Below are 22,221 nucleotides of genomic sequence, written 5' to 3'. Positions count from 1 at the left end.
GTTACTCCGCGGCTTCGACGAAGCGGTGACGTTCGTAAAGGAACTTCAGCACGGCTTCGCGGCATTTGAGGTAGGTCTTGTCGGAGGCAAGCTCGATGCGGTTGCGCGGGCGTGCCAGCGGCACGTCAAGCACCTCGCCGATATGGGCGGCGGGCCCGTTGGTCATCATCACGATGCGGTCGGAAAGCAGCACCGCCTCGTCCACATCATGGGTGATCATGACCATGGTGTTGCCGAGACGGGCGTGAATTTCCATCACCGCATCCTGAAGATGAGCGCGGGTCAGCGCGTCCAGCGCGCCGAAGGGCTCATCCAGCAGCAGGATTTTCGGCTCCATGGCGAGCGCGCGGGCAATGCCGACGCGCTGTTTCATGCCGCCGGAAATTTCCGAAGGTTTCTTGTCCTTGGCATGGGCCATCTGCACGAGATCGAGATTGCGCATGACCCAGTCATGCCGCTCGGCGCGGGTCTTGGTGTTGCGGAAGACCTTTTCCACGGCAAGATTGACGTTTTCATAGACCGAAAGCCAGGGCAGCAGGCTGTGGTTCTGGAACACGACGGCGCGTTCAGGCCCGGGTTCATTGACCTCCCGGTTTTCGAGAAGCACCGCACCGGCGGAGACTTTCGTCAGCCCGGCGATGAGGTTGAGCATGGTGGACTTGCCGCAGCCAGAATGGCCGATGACCGAGACGAATTCACCTTTTTCGATGGTGAGGTTGATGCCTTTCAGCACCTCGGCGCGCGAGCCGCCCTTTTCGAAATATTTGTCGATATGATCGAGCTTCAGATAAGCGTTCATAATATTGGCCCTCTCAATTCGCCGCAGCGCCGCGGGTGATGACCTTGCCAAGCGCCGCCACGAGCTTGTCGAGCATGAAGCCGACAACGCCGATGTAGGCGAGCGCCACGATAATGTCGGGCAGGCGCGAGGAATTCCACGCATCCCAGATGAAGAAGCCGATGCCGACGCCGCCGGTCAGCATTTCCGCAGCCACGATGGCGAGCCACGAAAGACCGATGCCGATGCGCAGGCCGGTGAAGATGTAAGGAGCGGCCGATGGCAGCATGATTTTGAAGAAAAATTCGAGTTGGTTGAGCCGCAGCACCTGCGCGACATTGCGGTAATCCTGCGGAATATTGCGTACGCCAACCGCCGTATTGATGATGACCGGCCAGATGGAGGTGATGAAAATCACGAAAATGGCCGATGGATTGCTGTCCTGAAAGGCAGCCAGCGAAAGCGGCAGCCAGGCGAGCGGCGGCACGGTGCGTAGCACCTGAAAGATCGGATCAAGGCCGCGCATGGCCCAGACCGACTGGCCGATCACCGCGCCAAGGATGATGCCGGCAATGGCGGCGAGGCCGAAACCATAGGCCACACGCTCAAGCGAGACCAGAACGCGCAGCCCAAGGCCGATATCCTGCGAACCATTCTGGAAAAACGGCGATACGATGAGATCGTAGCTTTCCTCGAAGACCTGGCTCGGCGGCGGCAGCGAGGAGCCGGGCGCGGAACAGAGCAGCTGCCAGACGCCGAGCAGCATGGCGAGAACGACAAGCGGCGGTATGATGTTACGAGCCGCCGCAGCACCCCATTTGCGCAGATCGATCCGCGGCGACTGTTTCGGTGCAAGCGCCACGACGTTTGCCTTCTGCGCCACCGGCTGCTGCGGCTCTTCGTTGAATTTTCGGGCCAATGCGGACATGGGCATTTCCTCTTGATTTCGGTTGCGGTCTGGGCTCGCCCCTCATCCGGTCTTCAGCAGCGCCGGTTGGGCAGAGCTGCTGGCGGATGAGGAGCGACGCCCGGGTCTCCTCCTCAGGAGGCCGCCTTGATGGACAGACTTTCGAGATAGGCAGATGGATTTTCAGGATCGAACACCTTGCCATCGAAGAAGGTTTCCTTACCGCGCGAAGTGGAAGCGGGAAGATCCGCAACGCCGAGATCCTTGGCCGCCGCGCGCCAGATATCCTCGCGGTTTACCTTCTCCACCAGCGCTTTCACGTCCGTATCGGGCGCGAATTTGCCCCAGCGGATGTTTTCCGCGATGAACCAGCTGTCATGGCTGCGGAAGGGATAGGACGCATGGTCCTGCCAGAACTTCATCTGCAGACCGGTATTTTCGAGCGCGCGACCGTTGCCGTAATTGATATTGCCCTTGAGGCGTCCAAGAACGTCCTTCGGCGGCACGTTGAACCATTGGCGCTTGCCGAGGATGGTGGACATTTCCTCCTTGTTCGCCATCTCATCGCACCATTGCTGCGCCTCCATCACGGCCATCAGCAGCGCCTTGGTGGCGTTGGGGTTCTTTTCCACCCAGTCGGCGCGCATGCCGAGCGCCTTTTCCGGATGGCCCTTCCAGAGCTCTCCGGTGGTACAGGCAGTAAAGCCGATGCCCTGATTGACGAGCTGTTCATTCCACGGCTCGCCCACACAGAAGACGTCCATATTGCCGACCTTCATGTTGGCAACCATCTGCGGCGGCGGAACGACGATGGTGGAGACGTCCTTGTCCGGATCGATGCCGCCGGCGGCGAGCCAGTAGCGGATCCAGAGATCATGGGTGCCGCCGGGGAAGGTCATCGCGGCCTTGATTTCCTTGCCTTCGGCCTTCTTCTTCTCGAAAGCAGCCTTCAATTTGGAAGCATCGAGCTGAACGCCGGTTTCGGCATATTCCTTGGCGACGGAAATGCCCTGGCTGTCGAGGTTGAGGCGGGCGAGGATGGTCATCGGCACCGGCACATTATTCTGGGTCACCTTGCCGGTGTGCATGAGATAGGGCATCGGCGTCAGAATATGCGCGCCATCAATGCCGTTGGATGCGCCACCAAGCACGAGATTGTCGCGAGTCGCGCCCCAGGAGGCCTGCTTCAGAACCTCGACATCAGGCATGCCATGCTTGGCGAACAGCCCCTTTTCCGCCGCGATGATGAGCGGGGCGGCATCGGTCAGCGCGATAAAGCCGATTTTCGCACCTTTTACTTCCGGCTCGGCGGTGGCTGCGAAAGCACCCGATGGAAAGGCCACGCGCACAGCGCTGACAAGGGCTGCGGTGGCGGTCGTCTTCAGTATCGTGCGGCGGCTGACAGCGCCGGAGAATATCTTTTTCATTCGCATGTTCCCCTTATTGGGCCACCTCTGCGGGTGACGTTTTCGCTTGCGAAAAAACCTGAAAATAAAAAACGCCGCTCGGTGTTTGCACCGGCGGAACGGGAGGTGTTCCGGGCAGCAAAACCTTGCGACGTCTGTGTCTTTGAAAGCGCCTATGCCGCGCCCTGCTCGCCCCGATCGCCGTTGACCGGTGCAAACAAGGAGAAGCAAGAGGCGTGCCAGTTTTCTAGATGGAAGCTATATTATTGTAAATAAAACAGAATTTCAGAAATTCTGTCAGGCGATTAAATTTTAACCAGCCGCAATTTTGTCTATCGTTTACGCAACTGGAAAAATTCCGCGCTTGAAATTTGCGCAGCTAGCCCGGCTGAACTGCTCTCAGGCTTCGCCTTGGGAGGTAGAAACAGGGGCAGAACTGCGCACGGCAAAACCATTCACATACCCTGTAATGTCAGCGGGATCGAAGACGAAGCCGTCCACAAAACGGTCGCCAGCCTCCTGTCCTTCGATACGAATATCGGCATCATCAGGCGCATTGGCATCGCCCAGCGCCGCCCGATAAATATCCGGCCGATAAGCGGACAGGGCAGCTTCTACGCCACCTTGCGAAAACTCCGCCTGCCCCCAGCGGATCATCTGGCTGTAAATCCACAATGCCTGGCTCCGGCGCGGATAATTGGCATGACCACCGTGGAACAGGAAATATTTGTCGATAACCCGGCGGTTGCCCTGGCTGTCAATATTGAATTCACCGGCAAGAACGTGGCGGATGATGCTTTCCGGCGCGCCGATATAGCGGGGATCAGCAAGCACCCGGCTTAGATCGTCGTGATTTCCCGCAACATCACACCAGCGCGCGGCAGCATCGAGCGCCGTCAGCAGCCGGCCGACCGTTTCCTGCTGGCTTTCAGCCCATTCCGGCCGCATGCCGATGACCTTTTCCGGCGCAGAAGGCCACAGGTCCTGCTTGGCGGCAACGATCCGGCCAACACCGCGCTCGGCGGCGACGATGTTCCAAGGCGCTCCGACGCAGAAACCGTCGATAGCCCCTGCGGCCAACGCGTCCGACGTCAATGGCGGCGGCACCACCACAAGCTTGACGTCGTGATCGGGGTGAATGCCGCCGGCGGCGAGCCAATAGCGGAATTCGTAATTATGCGATGAAAAAGGATAGGTCATGCCGAGTGTCGGCGGCGGTTCGCCGCGCGCCCGCATATCGTCGAGCACCCGCTTCAACGCCTCGGCATTTTCGAGTGCGCCCGCCATTTCGGAAAGCCCTGTCAAGGCCTTCATCCGGGCAAACAGGCGGGTCGAAAGCGTGATCGCATTGCCGCCGCGTCCGAGCGAAAAAGGCGTGATCGTCGGCGACGGGTTGGAACCGAGCCCGAGCATGGAGGCAACGGGCATCGGCGACAGCATATGGGCGATATCGAATTGCCGGAACGCCAGCCGGTCGCGCACATTCGCCCAGGAGACATCTTTGACGAGATCGATCGACAGACCTTCGCGTTCGGCAAAACCGAATTCGGCAGCGGCGATCAGGACGGATGCATCGACAAGCGGGATAAAGCCGGCACGCAGGATTTTCTGCCGGTCGCTGCCGACGATTGCCGGCGCGCCCGGGGCTTTCGTTACTCCGCTGTCTGATCCGGCCGTTTTTTCCGGTGCCGCCATATCATGCACTCCTTGACTGTCCGACCGGCGGTTCGTCACATCAACAAACCGGCCGCGGTGACCACGCTTTGCGCGATCTCGGAAATCTTCTTTTTCTCATTCATCGCCGTCTGGCGCAAAAGCGCAAAGGCCTCCTCTTCGGAAAGGCCGCGCATCTTCATCAATATGCCCTTGGCGCGCTCGATGACCTTGCGCTCCTCCAGCGCCGATTTGGCATCGGCGAGTTCCCGCTGCAATCGGCTGAAAGCATTGAAGCGGCTGACCGCCATATCGAGAATGGGCTTGACCCGCTCCTTCTTCAACCCGTCCACCACATAGGCGGAAACGCCCGCCTCGACGGCAGCCTCGATGGAGGCCGTATCGGAGCGATCGACGAACATGGCAATAGGCCGGCCGACCGTGCGGGTGAGCTGGAACAGATGCTCCATCATGTCACGATTGGGATTTTCCAGATCGATGAAGATGACATCGGGCTGCAGCGTCTCGATGGTACGCGCGACCCCGTTCACCTCATGGATAACAGTGACGCGACTATAACCGGCTTCGCGCAGCCCCTCCTCAATGATGGAGGCGCGGATCGCGTTTTCGTCTATAACGAGAATGGTCAGGTCGCGAAGCGTCATGTCAGCATTGATGACGCAGCGCAGCAAACTTGGCAATCGGCTGCGGATGCAAAAAATGGATGGAGCGGCAAGGGCCGTTTTTTCCCCTGCCGCCCATCATATCAGGATGCGTGTTCGACGGCGCGTTCGAGCGCCTTCAAAACCGTCCGCTCGGAAAGATTGAGATAGATTTCCATCTCGTCGCCAGCCTCCTGCGCCTTTCCTTCTTCCATCAGCGATAAAATCTTGCTGTTCATGTCCACAAAGGGGGAATGAAGCTGTTCGGGATCCTTCAGCAAACCGAAACAAAGCCTGAGCTCAGCAGCGATACGCTCGTAAAAGTCGCTGAGACGGGCGCTGTCTAGAAGATCGACGGCGGCGGCATGAAATTTCATGTTGGCGCTGCCCACGCCCAGCCAGTCGGCCTCGTCACGCTTGACCTTGGCATCTTCGACGGCTGCCCGCATCGCTTTGATCGCGGGGTGCTTGTGCCAGGCCTGGCGCAGCGCGCCACATTCCACCATGCGCCGCACCCGATAGATATCGATGACCGAAGACATGGTGGGAACGGCGACAAACACGCCGCGATTGGCCTCGTGGCGCAACAGGCCGTCCTTGGTCAGCAGCCGGAAAGCTTCGCGCAGCGAATTGCGGGAGACGTCGAAACGTTCACTGAAGGCTGCCTCTGAAAGGCGCTGCCCCGGCATCAGCTCGCCTGATATCAGCAGGGTGCGGATACCCTTGGCCAATCGATCCGCAAGCGGCAGACCCTCTATCGTTTCCGTCATGACGCTCCTTTCCGTAAGAGCAATGCAGCATCGGGAATTCCGTGACAGGCATGTTCGGACACGGCATGATTGCCCATAGCACAAAGCATTAGCAAAGCACGAAAAAAACGTGATGAATTCCTGCGCATAACGTCCAACAAATGAACAGAATAAGAGAACGATTATTATTTATTGTTGAACAATATTGACAATTTCGCGGAACACGACAAGATCGGCCGCATAAAGCATCCGCGAGGGGCGGATTGCGATTGGAGCGGAGAAAATCCATGGAGCAGAACAAGCTCTCGCCCGCCGACCCTAACGAGGTTGCGCGCAAGGCGAAGAATCAGCGTTATGCCTTGCTTTCGGCAATGTTCCTGATGTCGATGTCGGCCGTCGGACCGGGCTTCATCACGCAGACGGCGAATTTCACGGTGAAACTGGGCGCCGCATTCGCATTCGCCATCATTATTTCCATACTGATCGACTTCGTCGTGCAGGCCAATATCTGGCGCATCGTCACCATCACCCGCATGCGCGCGCCGGCGATTGCCAATGCCGCCATTCCGGGCTCGGGTTATCTGCTCGCCATTCTCGTCATCATCGGCGGCCTGTTCTTCAATATCGGTAATATCGGCGGCGCTGGCCTCGGCTTCAACGCCATGATCGATCTCGACCCGAAGATCGGCGGCGCGATCGGCGCGCTGGCGGCCATCGGCATCTTCCTGTCGCGCCGGGCGGGCATCGCCATGGACCGCGTGGTTTTCGTGGCCGCCTTCGTCAAACTCGCGCTGATCGTTTATGCGGCTTACGTCTCCGGCCCGCCCGTGGCGGAAGCCTTCCGCCAGACCTTCCTGCCCGATACCATCGATTTCGTCACCATCACCACCATCGTCGGCGGCACGGTCGGCGGTTATATCACCTATGCTGGCGCACATCGCCTGCTGGACAAGGGCATGGTGGGCGTTGAAAATATCAACGCGGTCAATCGTGCGGCGCTGAGCGGCATCGCGATTACCGGCGTGCTGCGCTACATCCTGTTCCTTGCCATCCTCGGTGTCGTCGCCAGCGGCGTGGTCATCGATCTCTCCGGCAAGGCGGCAAACCCCGCCGGCCAGGCTTTCCATGCCGCCGCCGGCGATATCGGCTTCCGCCTGTTCGGCGCGGTCTTCCTCGCCTCGGCCATGACCAGCATCATTGGTGCGGCCTATACCTCCGTGTCGTTCCTGACGGCTTTCAAGCCTGACATAACGGAGCGCCAGCGAAACCTGGCAACCGTCGGCTTCATCGCCATTTCGCTGATCGCCTATGTCATCATCACCACACCGCCTGCAGCCATGCTCGTCTTCGTCGGCGGCCTCAACGGTCTCGTTCTGCCGATCGGCCTTTCGATCTTCATGTATGCAGCCTGGAAACGCGCCGATCTGATGCACGGTTATCACTACCCGCGCTGGTTGCTGGTGCTTGGCGTGCTGACCTGCGCACTCACCTGGTATATGGCCTATAAGTCGGCGGGCGCGATCTTCGCCTTGCTCGGCTACTGATAAATTCAAGGGAGGCAAACATGGCCGCTATCGATCTCAACAGCGATCTTGGCGAAAGTTACGGCGCATGGCGCATGGGTGACGACGAGGCGATGCTCGCCATCGTCTCCAGCGCCAACATCGCCTGCGGATTTCACGCAGGTGATCCGGCCGGCATCTACCGCACCGTCAAGGCCGCTGCCGAAAAAGGCGTGGTTGTCGGCGCCCATGTCTCCTATCCGGACCGCGTCGGCTTCGGCCGCCGTGATCTGGACGCGACCTCGGAAGAGCTGATTGCCGATGTCATCTATCAGATCGGCGCGCTGAAAGGCGTCGCCGCCGCTGCCGGCACCACGGTGCGTTACGTCAAACCGCATGGCGCGCTCTACAACCGCATCGCCAATGACGCGAAACAGGGGCAGGCCGTTATCGACGGCATCAAGGCGATAGACTCGTCGCTGGTATTGATGGGCCTTGCCAATGCCCCCATCCTCGATCTCGCCCGCAAGTCCGGTCTTGCCGTCGTTGCCGAAGCCTTTGCGGATCGTGCCTATACGCCTCAGGGCCAGCTCGTTTCCCGCCGGGAAGCCGGTGCCGTCCTGCATGATGCGGCAAAGATCGCCGACCGCATGGTGCAGCTCGCCCGCGAAGGCACGCTGGAGGCAATCGATGGCAGCATCATAAAAATCGAGGCGCAATCCATCTGCGTGCATGGCGACAGCCCCGGCGCGGTTGCCATCGCCCAGGAAATCCGCCGCCGTTTCGAGGCTGATGGCATCGACATCCGCTCCTTCGCATCCAATCGCTGAAAGGGTAGCCGATGACGATACCGACATCCTATCTCAACCACACGGACGCGGACGCCGCGCGAAAGGCCCGCGCCATCTATCGCGACGGCCTCGTCGCCCCAACCTCTGGCATAGCACCCGGCTTCACGCAGGCGAACATGATCGTGCTGCCGCGCGACTGGGCTTTCGATTTCCTGCTTTATGCGCAGCGCAATCCCAAACCCTGCCCGGTGCTTGATGTCTCCGATCCCGGCTCGCCCACCACGCTTCTCGCGCCCGGTGCCGATCTCAGAACTGATCTACCGCTCTACCGCATCTGGCGGGACGGCAAGCTTGCCGAGGAAACGGCTGATGCCACCGCTGCGTGGGCTGAGCGTGACGATCTCGTCGCTTTCCTGATCGGCTGCAGCTTCACCTTCGAAACGCCGATGGTGGAAGCGGGCATCGAAATCCGCCACATGACCGACAAGAGCAATGTGCCAATGTATCTCACCAACCGGCCCTGCCGTCCGGCGGGTCGGCTGAAGGGCAATATGGTCGTTTCCATGCGGCCGATCCCGGCGTCGCGTGTTGCCGATGCGGCAACCATTTCGGGACGTTTTCCGGCGGTGCATGGCGCGCCCGTGCATGTCGGCGCGCCGGAAGAAATCGGCATCATCGATCTTGCCAAACCCGACTTCGGTGATGCGGTGCGGATCGAGCCGGGTGAGGTTCCGGTCTTCTGGGCCTGCGGTGTGACCCCTCAGGCCGCGGTCATGGCATCCGGCGTGCCTTTTGCGATCACCCATGCGCCGGGCCACATGTTCATCACCGATATTCCCGATTCCGCCTATCACGCGTGAGGATATGATGCGTTTTCTCCCCGTCAGCCTCACCACCATTCTTGTCGAACTTGCCGATCTCGATGAAACGCTGGCGCTTTTCGCCTCGCTTCAGAGTGATCCGGTCGAGGGCATCGAAGAGACGGTGCCGGCGGCCCGCACGTTGATGATCCGCTTTCGCCCCGAAAAGATCGGTGCGGAGATGCTGGCCGCGCAGCTCGCAAGCCGCGATCTCTCGGCGAAAATTGCACCTTCGGACAATCTCGTCGAAATCCCCGTCCATTATAATGGCGAGGACCTCGCCGATGTTGCCGAACTGACCGGCATGAGCATCGAAGAGGTCATCCGTCGCCACACCGAAAGCGAATTCACCGTGGCCTTTTGCGGCTTCGCTCCCGGTTTCGGTTATCTGGTCGGCGGCGATCCGGGCCTGCATGTGCCGCGCCGGCAAAGCCCGCGCACCCGCATTCCCGCCGGCTCAGTGGCATTGGCTGGTGCCTTCAGCGGCGTCTATCCGCAAAACAGCCCCGGCGGCTGGCAGATCATCGGCACGACGCCGGTGAAAATGTGGGATATTGACCGCGATCCCGGCGCACTTTTCCAGCCGGGTTACCGGGTGCGTTTCTTCGACATGAACAAGGCCGGCAAGACGGTCGATATTCCCGTCTCGGCACCGCGTAGTTCGCAAAAAGAACCGATAAAGGACGGCCCACATTTCGAGGTGCTCGCCGCACCCATGCCCGCCATCTTTCAGGATCTCGGCCGCTTCGGCCAGACAGGGCAGGGTGTATCGGCTTCCGGCGCCTTGGATCGCGGTGCGTTCAACGCCGCAAACCGCATCGTCGGCAATCCGGTTAATACGCCGTGCCTTGAACTGACGCTCGGCGGTTTTTCCTTCAGGAGCACAAGCCGCACTGTCATCGGCATTGCCGGTGCGCCCTGCCCCGTCACCATTACCACGGCGGATGGCAGCTTCGCGGCAAAGACCGATGGCCCGGTATCCCTCGAACCCGGCGATGTCGTGACTTTCGGCCAGCCGCCGAAGGGCATGCGCTGTTATCTTGCGGTACGCGGCGGCTTTGATGTTGAGCCGGTACTCGGCAGTTTCGCAACCGATACGCTCGCTGTTGTCGGTCCCGAACCGGTGGGCGCTGGCGCCGTCCTTTCGCTCAAGGGTGAGAAGTCCGGCCTCTCCAGCGTATCGATCAACGAAGTTCCGGCCTTAGAACCTCCGGCAACCGGTGAGGTCGTGACACTGGACGTCGTTCTCGGCCCCCGCACCGACTGGTTCACGCAGAAGGGTATCGAGACGCTGACCGGCCAGTTCTGGCAGGTCACGCCGCAATCGAACCGCGTCGGCATCCGCCTTGCCGGCGACGTGCCGGTGGAACGCAAGGACAGCGCCGAACTGCCGAGTGAAGGCACGGCGACAGGGGCGATCCAGATACCGCATAGCGGCCAGCCGGTTCTCTTCCTTGCCGATCACCCGCTGACCGGCGGTTATCCCGTCATCGGCGCGGTGGCGGAATATCATCTCGATCTTGCCGGGCAGATCCCCGTCAACGCCAAAATCAAATTCCGCCCGATCGGCCTATTCGCCGAAATCGCGGCCAAGAACATAGAATTCCGAGGAGAAGAGCGATGAAAAAAGTGCTGATTGCCAATCGCGGCGAGATCGCGGTGCGCATCATCCGCGCATGTCGCGATTATGGCCTGCAATCGGTCGCCGTTTATGCCGATCCCGATCAGGATGCGCTTTTCGTCCGGCTGGCGGATGAAGCCTATGCGCTGGAAGGCGTGCGCCCGGCCGAGACCTATCTCGATATCACCAAGCTGATCGCGATTGCCAAACGTGCCGGCGCGGATGCCGTGCATCCCGGCTACGGCTTCCTGTCCGAGCGTGCTGAATTCGCGCAGGCCGTGCTTGATGCCGGCTTGATCTGGATCGGCCCGGACCCGCAGGTTATCGAAGCATTGGGCGACAAGGTCGAGGCGCGGCGCATCGCCACCGGCGTCGGCGCACCGCTGGTCGCCGGCAGCGACGGCCCGGTCTCTTCCGCCGCCGAAGTCACAGCCTTTGCCGAAGAACACGGCCTGCCCGTCGCCATCAAGGCAGCGCATGGCGGCGGTGGTCGCGGCCTGAAAGTTGCTTGGAAGATGGAAGAGATCGCCGATCTCTACGAATCCGCCGTGCGCGAGGCGACAGCCGCTTTCGGCCGCGGCGAGTGCTTCCTCGAACGTTTCCTTGACCGGCCGCGCCATATCGAGGCGCAGGTTCTCGCCGACAAGCACGGCAATGTGCTGGTACTCGGCACCCGCGACTGCTCGCTGCAGCGCCGGAACCAGAAACTGATCGAAGAAGCCCCTGCCCCCTTCCTGTCCGCCGAACAGCGTCAGAAAATCCATGCGGCCGCCAAGGCGATCTGCGCTGCCGCTGGTTATTCCGGCGCCGGCACCGTCGAATTCCTTCTCGGCGTCGACGGCACGATTTCTTTCCTCGAGGTCAATACGCGCCTGCAGGTGGAACATCCGGTTACCGAGGAAACCACAGGCATCGATCTCGTCATCGAACAGTTCCGCATTGCCGAAGGCCACAAGCTACGGGTGCTTGAAACGCCGGAGCCGCGTGGCCACTCCATGGAGTTCCGCATCAATGCCGAAGATCCCGGCCGGGGTTTCCTGCCCACACCCGGCTCGATCTCGGTTTTCGACGCACCTTCAGGTCCCGGGATTCGCGTGGATAGCGGTGTCGTCAGCGGCTCCAGCGTGCCTGGCGTATTCGACTCGCTGATGGCGAAGCTGATCGTCACCGGTGCCGACCGCGATCAGGTCCTGCGTCGCGCCCGCCGCGCGCTGAAGGAGTTCCGCATCGAAGGCATCGCCACGGTGCTGCCATTTCATCGCGCCGCGATCGAAACCGAAGACTTCATCGGCACGGACGGTTTCAAGGTTCATACCCGCTGGATCGAGACCGATTTCGCCGCCATGCCGGATGCGATGGAACGACCGGCACCGGCCGACGACCCTTCCGTTACTCGCACTTTTCTGGAAATCGACGGCAAGCGCGTATCGGTTGGCCTGCCCAGCCTGCTGCTCTCCAGTCTCGGTGCGGTTAGCGGCAGCAGCGCGGCTGTTCCGGGCGCCGCCGCCACCAAGGAAAAGGAAGGTGAAATCCTCGCCCCGGTTTCCGGCACCTTGCAGTCCTTCAAGGTGGAAGACGGCGACACGGTTTCGCAAGGCGATCTTTTGGCCGTCATGGAAGCCATGAAGATGGAGACGCAGATTGTCGCCCCCAAGGCCGGCAAAGTCCGTCTGATCGTCAAGGAAGGCGACTATCTGCAGGCGGGCGCTGCTCTTCTCGACATAGCCGGCTAATATACGGGCGGGCCATCGGGCCTCACAATTGCAGATCGCGCATCCCCGGCGGCGGAACCCTTTCGCCGCCGGGCCGTTTATGGCGCGACCTGCTAACTACTGTGAGGGAAATATGGCCGGACGCACCTTGCTTCAGTTCTTCCATTGGTATTATCCAGACGGAGGGAAATTATGGAGCGAGGTGGCCGAAAAGGCCGAAAGCCTTGCGAAAATGGGTATCACCGATGTTTGGCTGCCGCCCGCCTACAAGGGCGCCGCCGGTGGTTATTCGGTGGGTTATGACACCTACGATCTCTTCGACCTCGGCGAATTCGACCAGAAGGGCACCGTCGCCACCAAATATGGTGATCGCACCGCGCTCGAACATGCCGGACGAACGCTGAAGGAAAACGGCATCCGCGTCATTCACGATGTTGTTCTCAATCACAAGATGGGTGCCGACGAGAAGGAAAAGGTGCGGGTTCGCCGCGTCAATCCTGAGGACCGTACCGAGATCGATGATGAAGACTTTCCGGCGCTTGCCTATACACGCTTCACCTTTCCCGGTCGCAACGGCAAACATTCCAAATTCATATGGGACCTGAAGTGCTTCAGCGGTGTCGACCATATCGAGGAACCGACCGAAGACGGCATTTTCCGCCTCGTCAACGAATATGGCGATGGGGAATGGAATGAGGAAGTCGATCAGGAAAACGGCAATTTCGACTATCTGATGGGTGCGGATGTCGAGTTCAGGAACCGGGCGGTTTACGAGGAACTCAAATATTGGGGCCGCTGGCTCTCCGAGCAGGTACAGGTGGATGGCTTCCGCCTGGATGCCGCCAAACATATTCCGGCCTGGTTCTTCCGTGACTGGGTCGGCCATATGCGCGAAACGGTCGATCCGGATCTCTTCGTCGTGGCGGAATATTGGCACCCCGATCTCGAGGCGCTGAAAAGCTATCTCGAACTGGTCGACAAGCAGCTCATGCTTTTTGACGTCGCCCTTCACCACAGCTTCCATGACGCCTCGAAACAGGGCGGTGATTTCGACATGCGCAACATCTTCGATGGCTCGCTTGTCTCCGCCGTTCCCGACCACGCCGTCACGCTGGTCGATAATCACGACACCCAGCCGCTGCAATCGCTGGAAGCGCCGGTGGAACCCTGGTTCAAGCCTCTTGCCTATGCCATCATTCTGCTGCGCGAAGAGGGCGTGCCCTGCGTCTTTTATCCCGATCTGTTCGGCACCCGTTATACCGACACCGGAAATGACGGCAACGAACACGAGATCATCATTCCGGCCATCGAATGCCTGCCGAAACTCATCGAGGCCCGCAGCCTTTTCGCCAACGGAGCCCAGACGGATATTTTCGACGACCCGAGTTGCATTGCCTTCATTCGCCACGGCACCGCCGATGCGCCGGGCTGTGTGGTGGTGATGTCGAATGGCGAGCCGGCGGAAAAGCAGATCGATCTCGGTCCCGATCACGCCGGGGCGGTCTGGCGCGACTTTCTCGGGCACCGTGAAGAACATATTACCTTTGATGAGAGCGGCAAGGGCGTCTTTCCCACCAATGGCGGCAGCGTCAGCGTGTGGGTTCCAGCCGATTCCGAGTGAGGGACAATCGCCCCGTCCCGAAACTTCTGCTCACTCGGCGGACACGAGACGGCGCGGACCCGCGCCGTCATCGGCCAGAACATCATTCGGGTTGCGTAACGGACAATCATCCAGCGAAAGGCACCCGCAACCGATACAGCCGGTAAGCTGATCGCGTAGCATGATCAGGTTGTTGATGCGAAGCTGGAGCATTTCCCGCCAGGATTGGGAAAACCTGCGCCAATCGGCCGTCGTCGCTACCCTGTCTTGCGGCAGATCGGCCATCGCATCCCTGATGATGCTGAGCTGTATCCCGGCCCGCTGCGCGATGCGGATGATGGCGATGCGCCTCAGAACGGCGCGATGATAACGACGCTGGTTACCGGCGGTGCGCCAGCCCTCGATCAATCCTTTCGCCTCGTAAAAATGGATTGTGGAGACGGCAATACCGCTGCGACGGGCAACCTCCCCGACCGTCAGGCTGTGTTTGAAGATGGTATTTTCCATTCTGGCTCCTGCTTCCGGAACGATTTCCGCTCGGAAAACGCGGAAACACACTGAAGAGCAGCCGGTATAATTCCTCAACCATAGTTGAGGTCAATAGACGAACGTTCAAAAAAAGAGGCGCCAGAAGGCGCCTCTGAATTTCGTGACTGTGTCCAGATCAGAACTTCGCTGTCATGCTGATCCAGAAACGACGGCCTTCCATGACGGTGTTAAAATCGTCGGTGCCGACATCCTTGTCGAAGACATTGTAGATGGCGGCATTGAGGTCGACATTTTCGGCGACCGCATATTTCGCCCCGATATCCAGCGTGGTGTAGGCGTCGTATTTGCGACCGGCCTTGCCATTGATCGTCACCGGCGTGCCATTCGTGCCGATGCGCGGGCCGGCGTTGATTTCCGATCCGTGGTAATTCAGCGAGGCCCAGGCTTCCAGACCATCGATCGGGGTCACCCAGTCGCCGCGCAGATTGGCCATATGCTCAGGTGTGCGCGCCAGGGGGAAACCTTCGTAGTCACCGGTTTTCTGTTCGGAATGCGTATAGGTATAGTTGCCGCGCAGCGTCAGTTCTGGCGTCGCATACCAGGTCGCCGTCAGTTCCACACCCTGAATGACCGCATCGTCGATGTTGTAGTTATACCAGAGACGATAGTTGCGGTCTTCGCTCCAGCGGGCCGGTGTTCCATCCGGATTGAGCACCAGCGCGTTGGAGATCTTGTCCTTGAAATCGGTATAGAAATAGGTAGCGCCGAGAGCGACGTCGCCATTGTCCCAGAGGGCGGCGACTTCGTAGCTCGTGCTCTTTTCCGCTTCGAGGTTGGGATCACCGATGATCACGCCGCAGGTGCCGCTTGGGCCATAGCTGCAGCCGCCGCCACCCGTCGTATAGGCGTAACCCGGCGCGATCTGGCGGATTTCCGGGGCGCGGAAACCGGTGGAAATGCCGCCCTTGATGGTCAGCTCTTCGGTCGCACTCCAGACGCCATAAAGGCGCGGGCTGAAGTGATTGCCATACTTCTCGTGATTATCGAGACGAAGACCGCCCGTCAGCGCGAAATTATCGACAATGCGCCATTCATCCTCAAGGAAGAGCGCCCATTGCGTCGCCGAAAATGTCTCATCGCGACCGGTGCGGCGTCCCGGATTCTGGTCCGTCAGCCGCGCCTCGAAATATTGTCCGCCTGTGACCAGCGTGTGGTTGCCGAACAATTCGAAGGGCGTGGTGAACTTGCCGTCGAGAACGGTATTGCGCACTTCCGGCGAGCGCGGGTTTTCGGTCACGCGGCCCGTGCGGATATTTCTGGTGAAGTTGGTGCGCTCCGCCCATTCCTGCTGGAACGAGAATTCGGATGTGGTCGGCCCCCAGCGGCCGGTATGCGACAGGGACCAATGGTCACGCGTATTGGTGTTGTAGGTGCCGTTGGCATCCGTCGCTGCCAGCGTCTCGCCGGGTTCGGCGTCGCGACGCAGCCGCGTCTTGCCGCCTTCGAGATAGATGTCATGATCTTCATTCGGCGTGAATGTCAGGCGACCGTTGAAATCATATTCCCTGGCGCCCGTGGTGCCGTTCAGAATACCGTCTTCGCCGCGCGTGAAGCCCCTGCCCCAGACCTGCAGGCCGAGCTGGTCCTTCAGGATCGGTCCGTTGGCATACCAGGAGACCTGACCGCTATTGCCGAATTTGGAATGTTGCTGAACCGTGCCTTCGGTCGTGACCGAGCCGGACCAGACATCGCCGACCTTGCGGGTGATGATGTTGATGACGCCGCCCATGGCATCCGAACCATAAAGCGAGGACATCGGCCCACGCACTACCTCGATGCGTTCGATCGCCGATACCGGCGGCACGAAACTCTGTTCGAAGCCGGAATTGCCGTTGGTGCGGGCATCGCGTGTGCTCTGCCGCTTGCCGTCAACCAGAACCAGCGTGTAGGCGCCGGGCAATCCGCGAATGAAAATATCCTTTTCATTGGCAATGCCGGTGACGGACACGCCCTGAACTTCGCGCAATGCATCGGTCAGATCGCGATAGGACCCTTTTTCCAGATCTTCCCGCGTGACAACTGTGATGCTGGCCGGAGCGTCTTTCACATTCTGCTCGAAGCCGGATGCGGTGACCACAATCTGCTGAAGAACCGTGGTTCCCTCGGACGCCTGCTGCGCAAATGCCGGCAGAGCAAGGCCCAAAGCCGTGCCAGCCATTGCTGCAGAAACACCGGTCTTTATTATTGTCGCAGCCCTGTTCTGACCGCGGTACTTCAATTCCATGTTACGCCCCCGCATTTAACTTGAGAATTTAACCCCACTTATTTAGGAGGGGATGCGGGCGCAACGCGTTTGTTTTCGAACAGTTCTAAATTCCAGAAATTGCAAAAAGGGCTCCCCGAATAAGCGGCGGAGTAAAAAAATCGCAAGATGACAACCGGCAAGAGAAAAGAAGAACCAGCCTCCACGACAAAACCCGACAGGCTCGGACAGCTGAAATTACTTGTCGCTTTTGATGCGTTGTTGCGGGAAGGCAGTGTAAGCCGGGCTGCGGCGGGCATGGGACTGCCGACATCTTCGATGAGCCGCATTCTGCAACAGCTCCGGGAAAGATACGGAGACCAGCTTTTTTTGCGTACTGGCCAGGGCCTGCGCCCTACCCCCTTTGCGGAGAATATGCGGCTGCGCATTCGATCGCTGGCGGCGGAGGCCGAAAACCTGATCGACTATTCGCAGGACAGACCGGAGGCGCCGGCCGCCCTCGATAAAAGCGGTTGGGAACAGCCGGTATTGATGAAGGCGCCGCCGCTTTCCCTTCGCCCCAGCGTTCTTCTGGAAGGCCAGCCGACACCGGAAAATATTGCCGACCGTCTCGCCCGCATCGGGCACAATGCCGATCCGCAGCACCGGCTTGCCAAATATATCGCGACCTCGGCAATGGGCATCGGCAACAGCCGTCCGCTCGCCCAAGACGAGGCAATGGATGCGCTGTCGATCATTCTCGAGGGCGATGCCGATCCCATACAGATCGGCGCACTGCTCGCCACCATGCATTATCGCGGCGTGACCGCGGCCGAACTTGCCGGCTTCATCGAGGCCATGTGGCAACATATCGAAAGAGATCGGCAGCAGCCGGCGGCGGCGGATCTTGACTGGCCGGCCTACATGTCGCCGAAACATCGCGATGCGCCATGGTTCCTGCATTCAGCCCGCCTGGTTTCCATGGCGGGATACAGCGTTCTCTTGCACGGCCATGTGGGTCAGGGCGAAAACGGCGGCAAGCTTGAACTTGCCGCACAGGCCTGCGGCATTCCCCTTTGTCATTCGCTTTCACAGGCGGCCGAAGCCACATCCTCAGAACGTATCGCCTATCTGCCGATCGGTGGCCTGTCCCTGCAATTTCAGAGCCTGCTCGGCCTGCATGGCATTCTGGAGATGCGCCTGCCGCTCAACACGGTCGTCCATCTTCTCAACCCGCTTCGCGCCCGAAGCACTATCATCGGCGTGGCCCGGCCATCCTATCAGGAACTTCACCGGGACACGGCGCGGCTGCTTTCGGTGGAAAACCTCGCCATTCTCGGCAATACGCGGGATTTTGCGCAATTCACCCCTTTCCGCACCACCCGGATTTTTGGCCTTTCAAAGGGCAGGGATATCGAATTCCTCATTCCCGCCCGCGAGGCGCCGCCCGCCGAAATGCCGACCATGTTCACCACTTTCGAATATTGGCGGGCGGTCTGGACGGGGGCGGCGAGGGACGAAAGAGCCGAAACCATCATCATTTCCACCGCCGCCATCGCGCTGATGCTGGTCAATGATATGACTCTGCCCTTTGAGGAAGCCTATGCACGTAGCCTTCGGCTCTGGAACGACAGGGCGCGTAATCTGGCCAATGCGTGATTAGTCGTCAGGCATTGGTGCCTGCTTTTTTCAGCGCCAGATATTCCCAGAGGGCGACGAGCAGGAGAATTCCCGTGCTTGCCAGTTGCAGCACAAAAAGCGGAATACCCGGCGCCGGCAAAAGCAGGCAGAGCGCCACCACGCCGGCAAGATGCGAAACCGGCCGCTGATAGGCGGCGGCAATCTTGACGCCGATATTGCCGGCCAGAAACAGGACGGGACCGCCGAGAATGGCGATCGCCTCCCGCATGGTCGCGCCTTCGCGCGCGTGGGAGAGGCTGAAATCCTCACCTACCGCCGTCAGGATAATGCCGGCTACAATGGGCAAATGCCCGTAGTTAAAAAGATTATGGGCAATCTTCGCTTTTTCTTCGGCGTTCTCGGCTTTTCTCGAGGCCTCCTCCTGCCCGTGATGAAAATAGATCCACCACATCGCCACGGTGCTGACGAAAGCCGAGCAGAAGACGATGAATGTCAGACCCGAATTCATATATTCCGTGGCCGTGCGCCCCGTGGTGAGGATCGTTTCCCCAAGGCAGATGATGACGAAAAGCGCACATCGCTCCGCCAGATGCTCGCCGGAAAGATGCAGCCGGTCCTCGTCGCTTGAGGCCACGCCCGGCACGACATAACGGCAGGCGGGACCGGCATATTCGATTGCAAGCGCGATGCCCCACAGAAGAATGCGATCCGCCAGATCGACCAGTCCACCGGCCAGCCAGAACAGGCTTGATACCGCGAGCCAGATCGTCACGCGCACAAAGACCAGAAAAGACTGCCGGTCTTCATCCTTGAAAGCATACAGCGCAAAGAGGCTTCGCCCCACCTGCATCGCGCTGTAGATCAGGGCGAAGACAAGGCCCTGTTCCGCAAAAGCCTCCGGCAGCGCGATGGCGAGCAAAACGCCACCGAACATCAGGACAAACAGCAAAATCCTGACCGGTTCCTTTTCCGTGTTCAACAGGTTTGTGATCCAGGTGGTATGTATCCATAACCACCAAAGCGATAATATCAGGATGCCCGCTTCAAGCGCTGCCGTCGGCCCAAAATCTTTGGCGAGGGCGTGGGAGAGCTGGATCAGCGCGAAAACGAAGACCAGATCGAAGAACAATTCGGGGAAACTGGCCTTTCCGGCATCCTGCCCCTCCTGCCTTATCCAGCGTTCCCCATCCGCCTTGCGTGAATAAGTCTCGCCCTTGGCTCTCATGCCACCCCCGTCAGATGTTGGTCGTCGCGATACGTCCGCTCACCAATGGCCTCTCACCGTTGGGAAAAAATCTCTTCGCTGCCCGCTTCGACCGGGTTCAATTTTTGACCGGGAAACTCCAGCGCCCGCGCACTGTCGGGATAAAAACGCGGCCCGACCAGACGAACCTTTTTTCCCGACACGTCGGTGATGTAGTTCGGGACCAAGACCTTTGGCGGAAGTGGGGTGCTATCTGCCCTGGAAACCTCGAGCGTGCTGACCTCGATAGGTTGGGCAAATACCGGCAAGCCCGTCATAGTGGCGAGCGCGGCTGCGAGAAAAAATGATCTTGGAAACATGGGACGCATCCTGGCACAATTGTTTGCGCCATAAACCGCCCTCGCCCGCTTTGGTTCCGCCCCTTTCAGATGTCCTCATCGAGGTAGGAGCTATATTGGACATAGTCCGCGCTCGGTTGCCCATCGATGATTTCGGGCGGCCTACCTTGACCGCCGGGAAGATGGCCGGCGTTTTCGAGCTCCGCCCTCAGAAGCTTTTCAATGGCCCTGTCCCGGGGCAAAGCGTTGTCCGCCATATAGAGAGCGACGGAGAGTTCCATATCATCCGGAAAATTCATCGGCTCAGCCATCCGTTTAAGCAATGAAGCGCAAACGCGGGACCTTGCCGAAAGTTCAACATCGCCCGCCTCCACCCGAGGCCCGTCGTCTTTCAAATGTGCGTTCCCGTGGAACTCATCCCGGGTTTTACAGCGGCCGGACATGCCTTTTATCCGGTGCTACACGCCCACTTTGACAGGTGATCGGTGTATACAGATTGCACTGTTCTGCCCTTGCCAGCGCTTTTCCGACGAAAAGTATGCCCGACTCAAGCGTTTGAAAGCAATCACGGAAAAACGCAAACGAAAGCTAATTCGGACTTAGTTTTCATTACCCTGCATTAACCATAGAAACCCCTTGGCTGCACTGTTGATATCAGCAGCCTCATGCGAATCTCTTTTTCTTGCGGAAACGGCGTCAATGTAACTTCGGTCTGCTTTTTCCGCAAGCAGAGACCGTTTTCCACGCTCCGTTAACTCAGCAGGGCATGCTGGCCTCCATAGTGTCCTTACGCCCTCTCAACTGCGCCAGAAGCATTGTCTGCAGGTCGAAGCCGCCTTCCTGCGCCTTACGGGTCAGATTGCGCAGATACCCGCCAAGCGAACTTATCTGGTCTGCTTTCTGCAGAAGGCAGGCGAGAATGGCTGCGGTTCCCTGTCGGCCAAATGTGGCAAGCGCATCCTGATAGGCGGACTGGCTGATGTTGAACATGGTTTTGATCACCGATGTCGCCACTTCCAGATCGCGCCAGCCTGTAACCGCTCCGCCTGGGGCATAGAGCGCGATGTCAGGGCAAGCCTTCAAAACCAAAACAATATCAGGAACAAAAAATTGCTTATGAAGAACAGGCTTTGGCGATGGCGGTGAAGGTTTTGCACTGATGGGTGCCGCATATGCCGGCTGGGCGCTTACCGTGCTGGCAGGTGCAGTGGTTACCGGTTCGTGCAAATCCTGCCGTTTAGATATGGATTCGGATTCTGAATTCTTTATGAGGCGCTCATTTTGGCAGTCATTGCCGCCCAAATTTTCCGATTTTTCAATATTTTCCAGATAGTTGGTTACTTCAGCACGCAAAGAGGCCAAAAAACCGCCGATTTCTTTGAGTTCCGCGGGCTTGGAATTGCGACCGAGAGAGCGGGCAATGGCGTTGTAACGTGTCTGAAACCCTTCGAAGGCTTCGACCTGACCGCTCGCAGCAATCATGTCGCAGAGTTTCTGGATATCGCGGCGGCAAAGGCTGATACTTTCACGAAGCCGCTGAAGATCGAGTCGCTCGCTGACGATGCGTTCGGCGAGTTCCTCAATTTCCGCTTTGCGGGCAAGAAGCGGTGCCAGCGAAAAACCGTAAGCCTCGCTGATTTCCCCTCCCCGGTGTTTGCGGGCGTATCGTTTTCCGTTCGGGCTGTCCTTGCGAATGATGAGGCCGGCTTCGACAAGAGCCGAAAGATGCCGGCGCAATGTCTGTTCGGCCATGCCATGGGCACGGAGTGACAATTGCGCATTCGACGGGAAGACGACCAAACCGGCTTCGCTGGAAAGTTCGTTCTTGGGATAAAAACTCAGAAGCGCGTTCAGGACCGCAAGCGAGCGATCGGTCACGCCAACCAAAGGCCGGGCTTCACAGACCGAACGATAGAGTTTCCATTTATCGACCGCTTCGATCTTCTTGTTTTTCTGCGCGGCAAACTGGGTCGCGAGGACGCCAAACGACATCGCTCGCCGCCCAAAGGGCGTCGTTACACATGTGCTGTCCATGTCTTTCACCTTTCACAAGGCAAAAGAAAATC

General features: G+C 59.3%; 19 protein-coding genes. 7 read left to right on the top strand and 12 right to left on the bottom strand.

Translation table 11 applies throughout. The features are described 5' to 3' along the window. Nucleotide 1: 1 nt before the first annotated feature. The 6 genes from QRN60_RS25845 to QRN60_RS25820 all read right to left on the bottom strand — a co-directional run bounded on the left by QRN60_RS25845 (nucleotide 2) and on the right by QRN60_RS25820 (nucleotide 6,176). On the bottom strand, nucleotides 2-799 hold the full coding sequence (locus QRN60_RS25845) for an ABC transporter ATP-binding protein (RefSeq protein WP_129565462.1): 798 nt from the start codon (nucleotides 797-799) through the stop codon (nucleotides 2-4). A gap of 13 nt (nucleotides 800-812) precedes the next feature. After that, nucleotides 813-1,706: a nitrate ABC transporter permease gene (gene ntrB, locus QRN60_RS25840; protein WP_003505862.1), complete on the bottom strand. Its 894-nt coding sequence runs from the start codon at nucleotides 1,704-1,706 to the stop codon at nucleotides 813-815. A 113-nt stretch (nucleotides 1,707-1,819) separates the two neighbouring features. Then, complete coding sequence (locus QRN60_RS25835; RefSeq protein WP_003505860.1) at nucleotides 1,820-3,112, bottom strand: CmpA/NrtA family ABC transporter substrate-binding protein; 1,293 nt, start codon at nucleotides 3,110-3,112, stop codon at nucleotides 1,820-1,822. Between the two features lie 378 nt (nucleotides 3,113-3,490). Then, nucleotides 3,491-4,786, bottom strand: a complete 1,296-nt coding sequence (locus tag QRN60_RS25830) for a CmpA/NrtA family ABC transporter substrate-binding protein (protein WP_129565463.1) — start codon at nucleotides 4,784-4,786, stop codon at nucleotides 3,491-3,493. 35 nt (nucleotides 4,787-4,821) lie between these two features. Beyond that, complete coding sequence (locus QRN60_RS25825) at nucleotides 4,822-5,409, bottom strand: ANTAR domain-containing response regulator (protein WP_080865065.1); 588 nt, start codon at nucleotides 5,407-5,409, stop codon at nucleotides 4,822-4,824. Between the two features lie 101 nt (nucleotides 5,410-5,510). Further along, nucleotides 5,511-6,176 carry a GntR family transcriptional regulator gene (locus QRN60_RS25820; protein WP_020812594.1) on the bottom strand — a complete coding sequence of 222 codons (666 nt, stop codon included), beginning with the start codon at nucleotides 6,174-6,176 and terminating at the stop codon, nucleotides 5,511-5,513. 266 nt (nucleotides 6,177-6,442) lie between these two features. On the opposite strand from QRN60_RS25820, the gene QRN60_RS25815 reads away from it, so the two are divergent. The 6 genes from QRN60_RS25815 (at nucleotide 6,443) to amyA (ending at nucleotide 14,262) form a co-directional block, all read left to right on the top strand. Continuing rightward, nucleotides 6,443-7,699 (top strand): NRAMP family divalent metal transporter, encoded by a 1,257-nt coding sequence (locus QRN60_RS25815; RefSeq protein ID WP_003505852.1) that lies wholly within the window; start codon nucleotides 6,443-6,445, stop codon nucleotides 7,697-7,699. A gap of 20 nt (nucleotides 7,700-7,719) precedes the next feature. After that, on the top strand, nucleotides 7,720-8,487 hold the full coding sequence (locus QRN60_RS25810; RefSeq protein ID WP_003505845.1) for a LamB/YcsF family protein: 768 nt from the start codon (nucleotides 7,720-7,722) through the stop codon (nucleotides 8,485-8,487). Nucleotides 8,488-8,498: 11 nt separating this feature from the next. Next, nucleotides 8,499-9,308 carry a putative hydro-lyase gene (locus QRN60_RS25805; RefSeq protein ID WP_003505842.1) on the top strand — a complete coding sequence of 270 codons (810 nt, stop codon included), beginning with the start codon at nucleotides 8,499-8,501 and terminating at the stop codon, nucleotides 9,306-9,308. Nucleotides 9,309-9,315: 7 nt separating this feature from the next. After that, nucleotides 9,316-10,932, top strand: coding sequence for a 5-oxoprolinase subunit B/C family protein (locus tag QRN60_RS25800; protein ID WP_129565464.1), 1,617 nt, complete (start codon nucleotides 9,316-9,318; stop codon nucleotides 10,930-10,932). Then, nucleotides 10,929-12,662 carry an acetyl/propionyl/methylcrotonyl-CoA carboxylase subunit alpha gene (locus tag QRN60_RS25795; RefSeq protein ID WP_003505838.1) on the top strand — a complete coding sequence of 578 codons (1,734 nt, stop codon included), beginning with the start codon at nucleotides 10,929-10,931 and terminating at the stop codon, nucleotides 12,660-12,662. The genes QRN60_RS25800 and QRN60_RS25795 overlap by 4 nt, the downstream gene beginning before the upstream one ends. A gap of 112 nt (nucleotides 12,663-12,774) precedes the next feature. After that, a complete protein-coding gene (gene amyA / locus QRN60_RS25790; RefSeq protein ID WP_129565465.1) occupies nucleotides 12,775-14,262 on the top strand; it encodes an alpha-amylase in 1,488 nt (495 codons plus the stop codon). Between the two features lie 30 nt (nucleotides 14,263-14,292). Here the strand turns inward: amyA and soxR are convergent, their stop codons facing one another. Then, nucleotides 14,293-14,748 (bottom strand): redox-sensitive transcriptional activator SoxR, encoded by a 456-nt coding sequence (soxR, locus tag QRN60_RS25785; protein ID WP_003505833.1) that lies wholly within the window; start codon nucleotides 14,746-14,748, stop codon nucleotides 14,293-14,295. Nucleotides 14,749-14,905: 157 nt separating this feature from the next. Beyond that, nucleotides 14,906-17,014 carry a TonB-dependent receptor plug domain-containing protein gene (locus tag QRN60_RS25780; RefSeq protein ID WP_129565466.1) on the bottom strand — a complete coding sequence of 703 codons (2,109 nt, stop codon included), beginning with the start codon at nucleotides 17,012-17,014 and terminating at the stop codon, nucleotides 14,906-14,908. A gap of 147 nt (nucleotides 17,015-17,161) precedes the next feature. On the opposite strand from QRN60_RS25780, the gene QRN60_RS25775 reads away from it, so the two are divergent. Beyond that, nucleotides 17,162-18,631 carry a glycosyl transferase family protein gene (locus tag QRN60_RS25775; RefSeq protein WP_129565467.1) on the top strand — a complete coding sequence of 490 codons (1,470 nt, stop codon included), beginning with the start codon at nucleotides 17,162-17,164 and terminating at the stop codon, nucleotides 18,629-18,631. 7 nt (nucleotides 18,632-18,638) lie between these two features. On the opposite strand, the gene QRN60_RS25770 is transcribed toward QRN60_RS25775, so the two are convergent. The 4 genes from QRN60_RS25770 to repC all read right to left on the bottom strand — a co-directional run bounded on the left by QRN60_RS25770 (nucleotide 18,639) and on the right by repC (nucleotide 22,147). Continuing rightward, nucleotides 18,639-19,838 (bottom strand): low temperature requirement protein A, encoded by a 1,200-nt coding sequence (locus tag QRN60_RS25770; protein ID WP_129565468.1) that lies wholly within the window; start codon nucleotides 19,836-19,838, stop codon nucleotides 18,639-18,641. A 53-nt stretch (nucleotides 19,839-19,891) separates the two neighbouring features. Further along, entirely contained in the window at nucleotides 19,892-20,176 is a 285-nt protein-coding gene (locus QRN60_RS25765; protein ID WP_107676730.1) for a hypothetical protein, read from the bottom strand. Between the two features lie 65 nt (nucleotides 20,177-20,241). Beyond that, nucleotides 20,242-20,454 carry a hypothetical protein gene (locus QRN60_RS25760; RefSeq protein WP_003505824.1) on the bottom strand — a complete coding sequence of 71 codons (213 nt, stop codon included), beginning with the start codon at nucleotides 20,452-20,454 and terminating at the stop codon, nucleotides 20,242-20,244. Between the two features lie 457 nt (nucleotides 20,455-20,911). Continuing rightward, nucleotides 20,912-22,147, bottom strand: coding sequence for a plasmid replication protein RepC (gene repC, locus QRN60_RS25755; RefSeq protein WP_236761745.1), 1,236 nt, complete (start codon nucleotides 22,145-22,147; stop codon nucleotides 20,912-20,914). Nucleotides 22,148-22,221 lie beyond the last annotated feature (74 nt).

Source organism: Agrobacterium sp. CFBP2214 (assembly GCF_030209895.1).
GTDB lineage: Bacteria > Pseudomonadota > Alphaproteobacteria > Rhizobiales > Rhizobiaceae > Agrobacterium > Agrobacterium radiobacter.
Note: the sequence above shows the minus strand (reverse complement) of the source record. Positions and strands in the feature narration are given on the sequence as shown.

Coding starts and splice junctions, on each gene's coding strand:
- QRN60_RS25770 (WP_129565468.1), bottom strand. CDS start 19,838: ATGAGAGCCAAGGGCGAGACTTATTCACGCAAGGCGGATGGGGAACGC.
- QRN60_RS25845 (WP_129565462.1), bottom strand. CDS start 799: ATGAACGCTTATCTGAAGCTCGATCATATCGACAAATATTTCGAAAAG.
- QRN60_RS25835 (WP_003505860.1), bottom strand. CDS start 3,112: ATGAAAAAGATATTCTCCGGCGCTGTCAGCCGCCGCACGATACTGAAG.
- amyA (WP_129565465.1), top strand. CDS start 12,775: ATGGCCGGACGCACCTTGCTTCAGTTCTTCCATTGGTATTATCCAGAC.
- QRN60_RS25815 (WP_003505852.1), top strand. CDS start 6,443: ATGGAGCAGAACAAGCTCTCGCCCGCCGACCCTAACGAGGTTGCGCGC.
- QRN60_RS25765 (WP_107676730.1), bottom strand. CDS start 20,176: ATGTTTCCAAGATCATTTTTTCTCGCAGCCGCGCTCGCCACTATGACG.
- QRN60_RS25800 (WP_129565464.1), top strand. CDS start 9,316: ATGCGTTTTCTCCCCGTCAGCCTCACCACCATTCTTGTCGAACTTGCC.
- QRN60_RS25825 (WP_080865065.1), bottom strand. CDS start 5,409: ATGACGCTTCGCGACCTGACCATTCTCGTTATAGACGAAAACGCGATC.
- QRN60_RS25775 (WP_129565467.1), top strand. CDS start 17,162: ATGACAACCGGCAAGAGAAAAGAAGAACCAGCCTCCACGACAAAACCC.
- soxR (WP_003505833.1), bottom strand. CDS start 14,748: ATGGAAAATACCATCTTCAAACACAGCCTGACGGTCGGGGAGGTTGCC.
- QRN60_RS25780 (WP_129565466.1), bottom strand. CDS start 17,014: ATGGAATTGAAGTACCGCGGTCAGAACAGGGCTGCGACAATAATAAAG.
- QRN60_RS25760 (WP_003505824.1), bottom strand. CDS start 20,454: ATGAATTTTCCGGATGATATGGAACTCTCCGTCGCTCTCTATATGGCG.
- QRN60_RS25810 (WP_003505845.1), top strand. CDS start 7,720: ATGGCCGCTATCGATCTCAACAGCGATCTTGGCGAAAGTTACGGCGCA.
- ntrB (WP_003505862.1), bottom strand. CDS start 1,706: ATGTCCGCATTGGCCCGAAAATTCAACGAAGAGCCGCAGCAGCCGGTG.
- repC (WP_236761745.1), bottom strand. CDS start 22,147: ATGTCGTTTGGCGTCCTCGCGACCCAGTTTGCCGCGCAGAAAAACAAG.
- QRN60_RS25805 (WP_003505842.1), top strand. CDS start 8,499: ATGACGATACCGACATCCTATCTCAACCACACGGACGCGGACGCCGCG.
- QRN60_RS25830 (WP_129565463.1), bottom strand. CDS start 4,786: ATGGCGGCACCGGAAAAAACGGCCGGATCAGACAGCGGAGTAACGAAA.
- QRN60_RS25820 (WP_020812594.1), bottom strand. CDS start 6,176: ATGACGGAAACGATAGAGGGTCTGCCGCTTGCGGATCGATTGGCCAAG.
- QRN60_RS25795 (WP_003505838.1), top strand. CDS start 10,929: ATGAAAAAAGTGCTGATTGCCAATCGCGGCGAGATCGCGGTGCGCATC.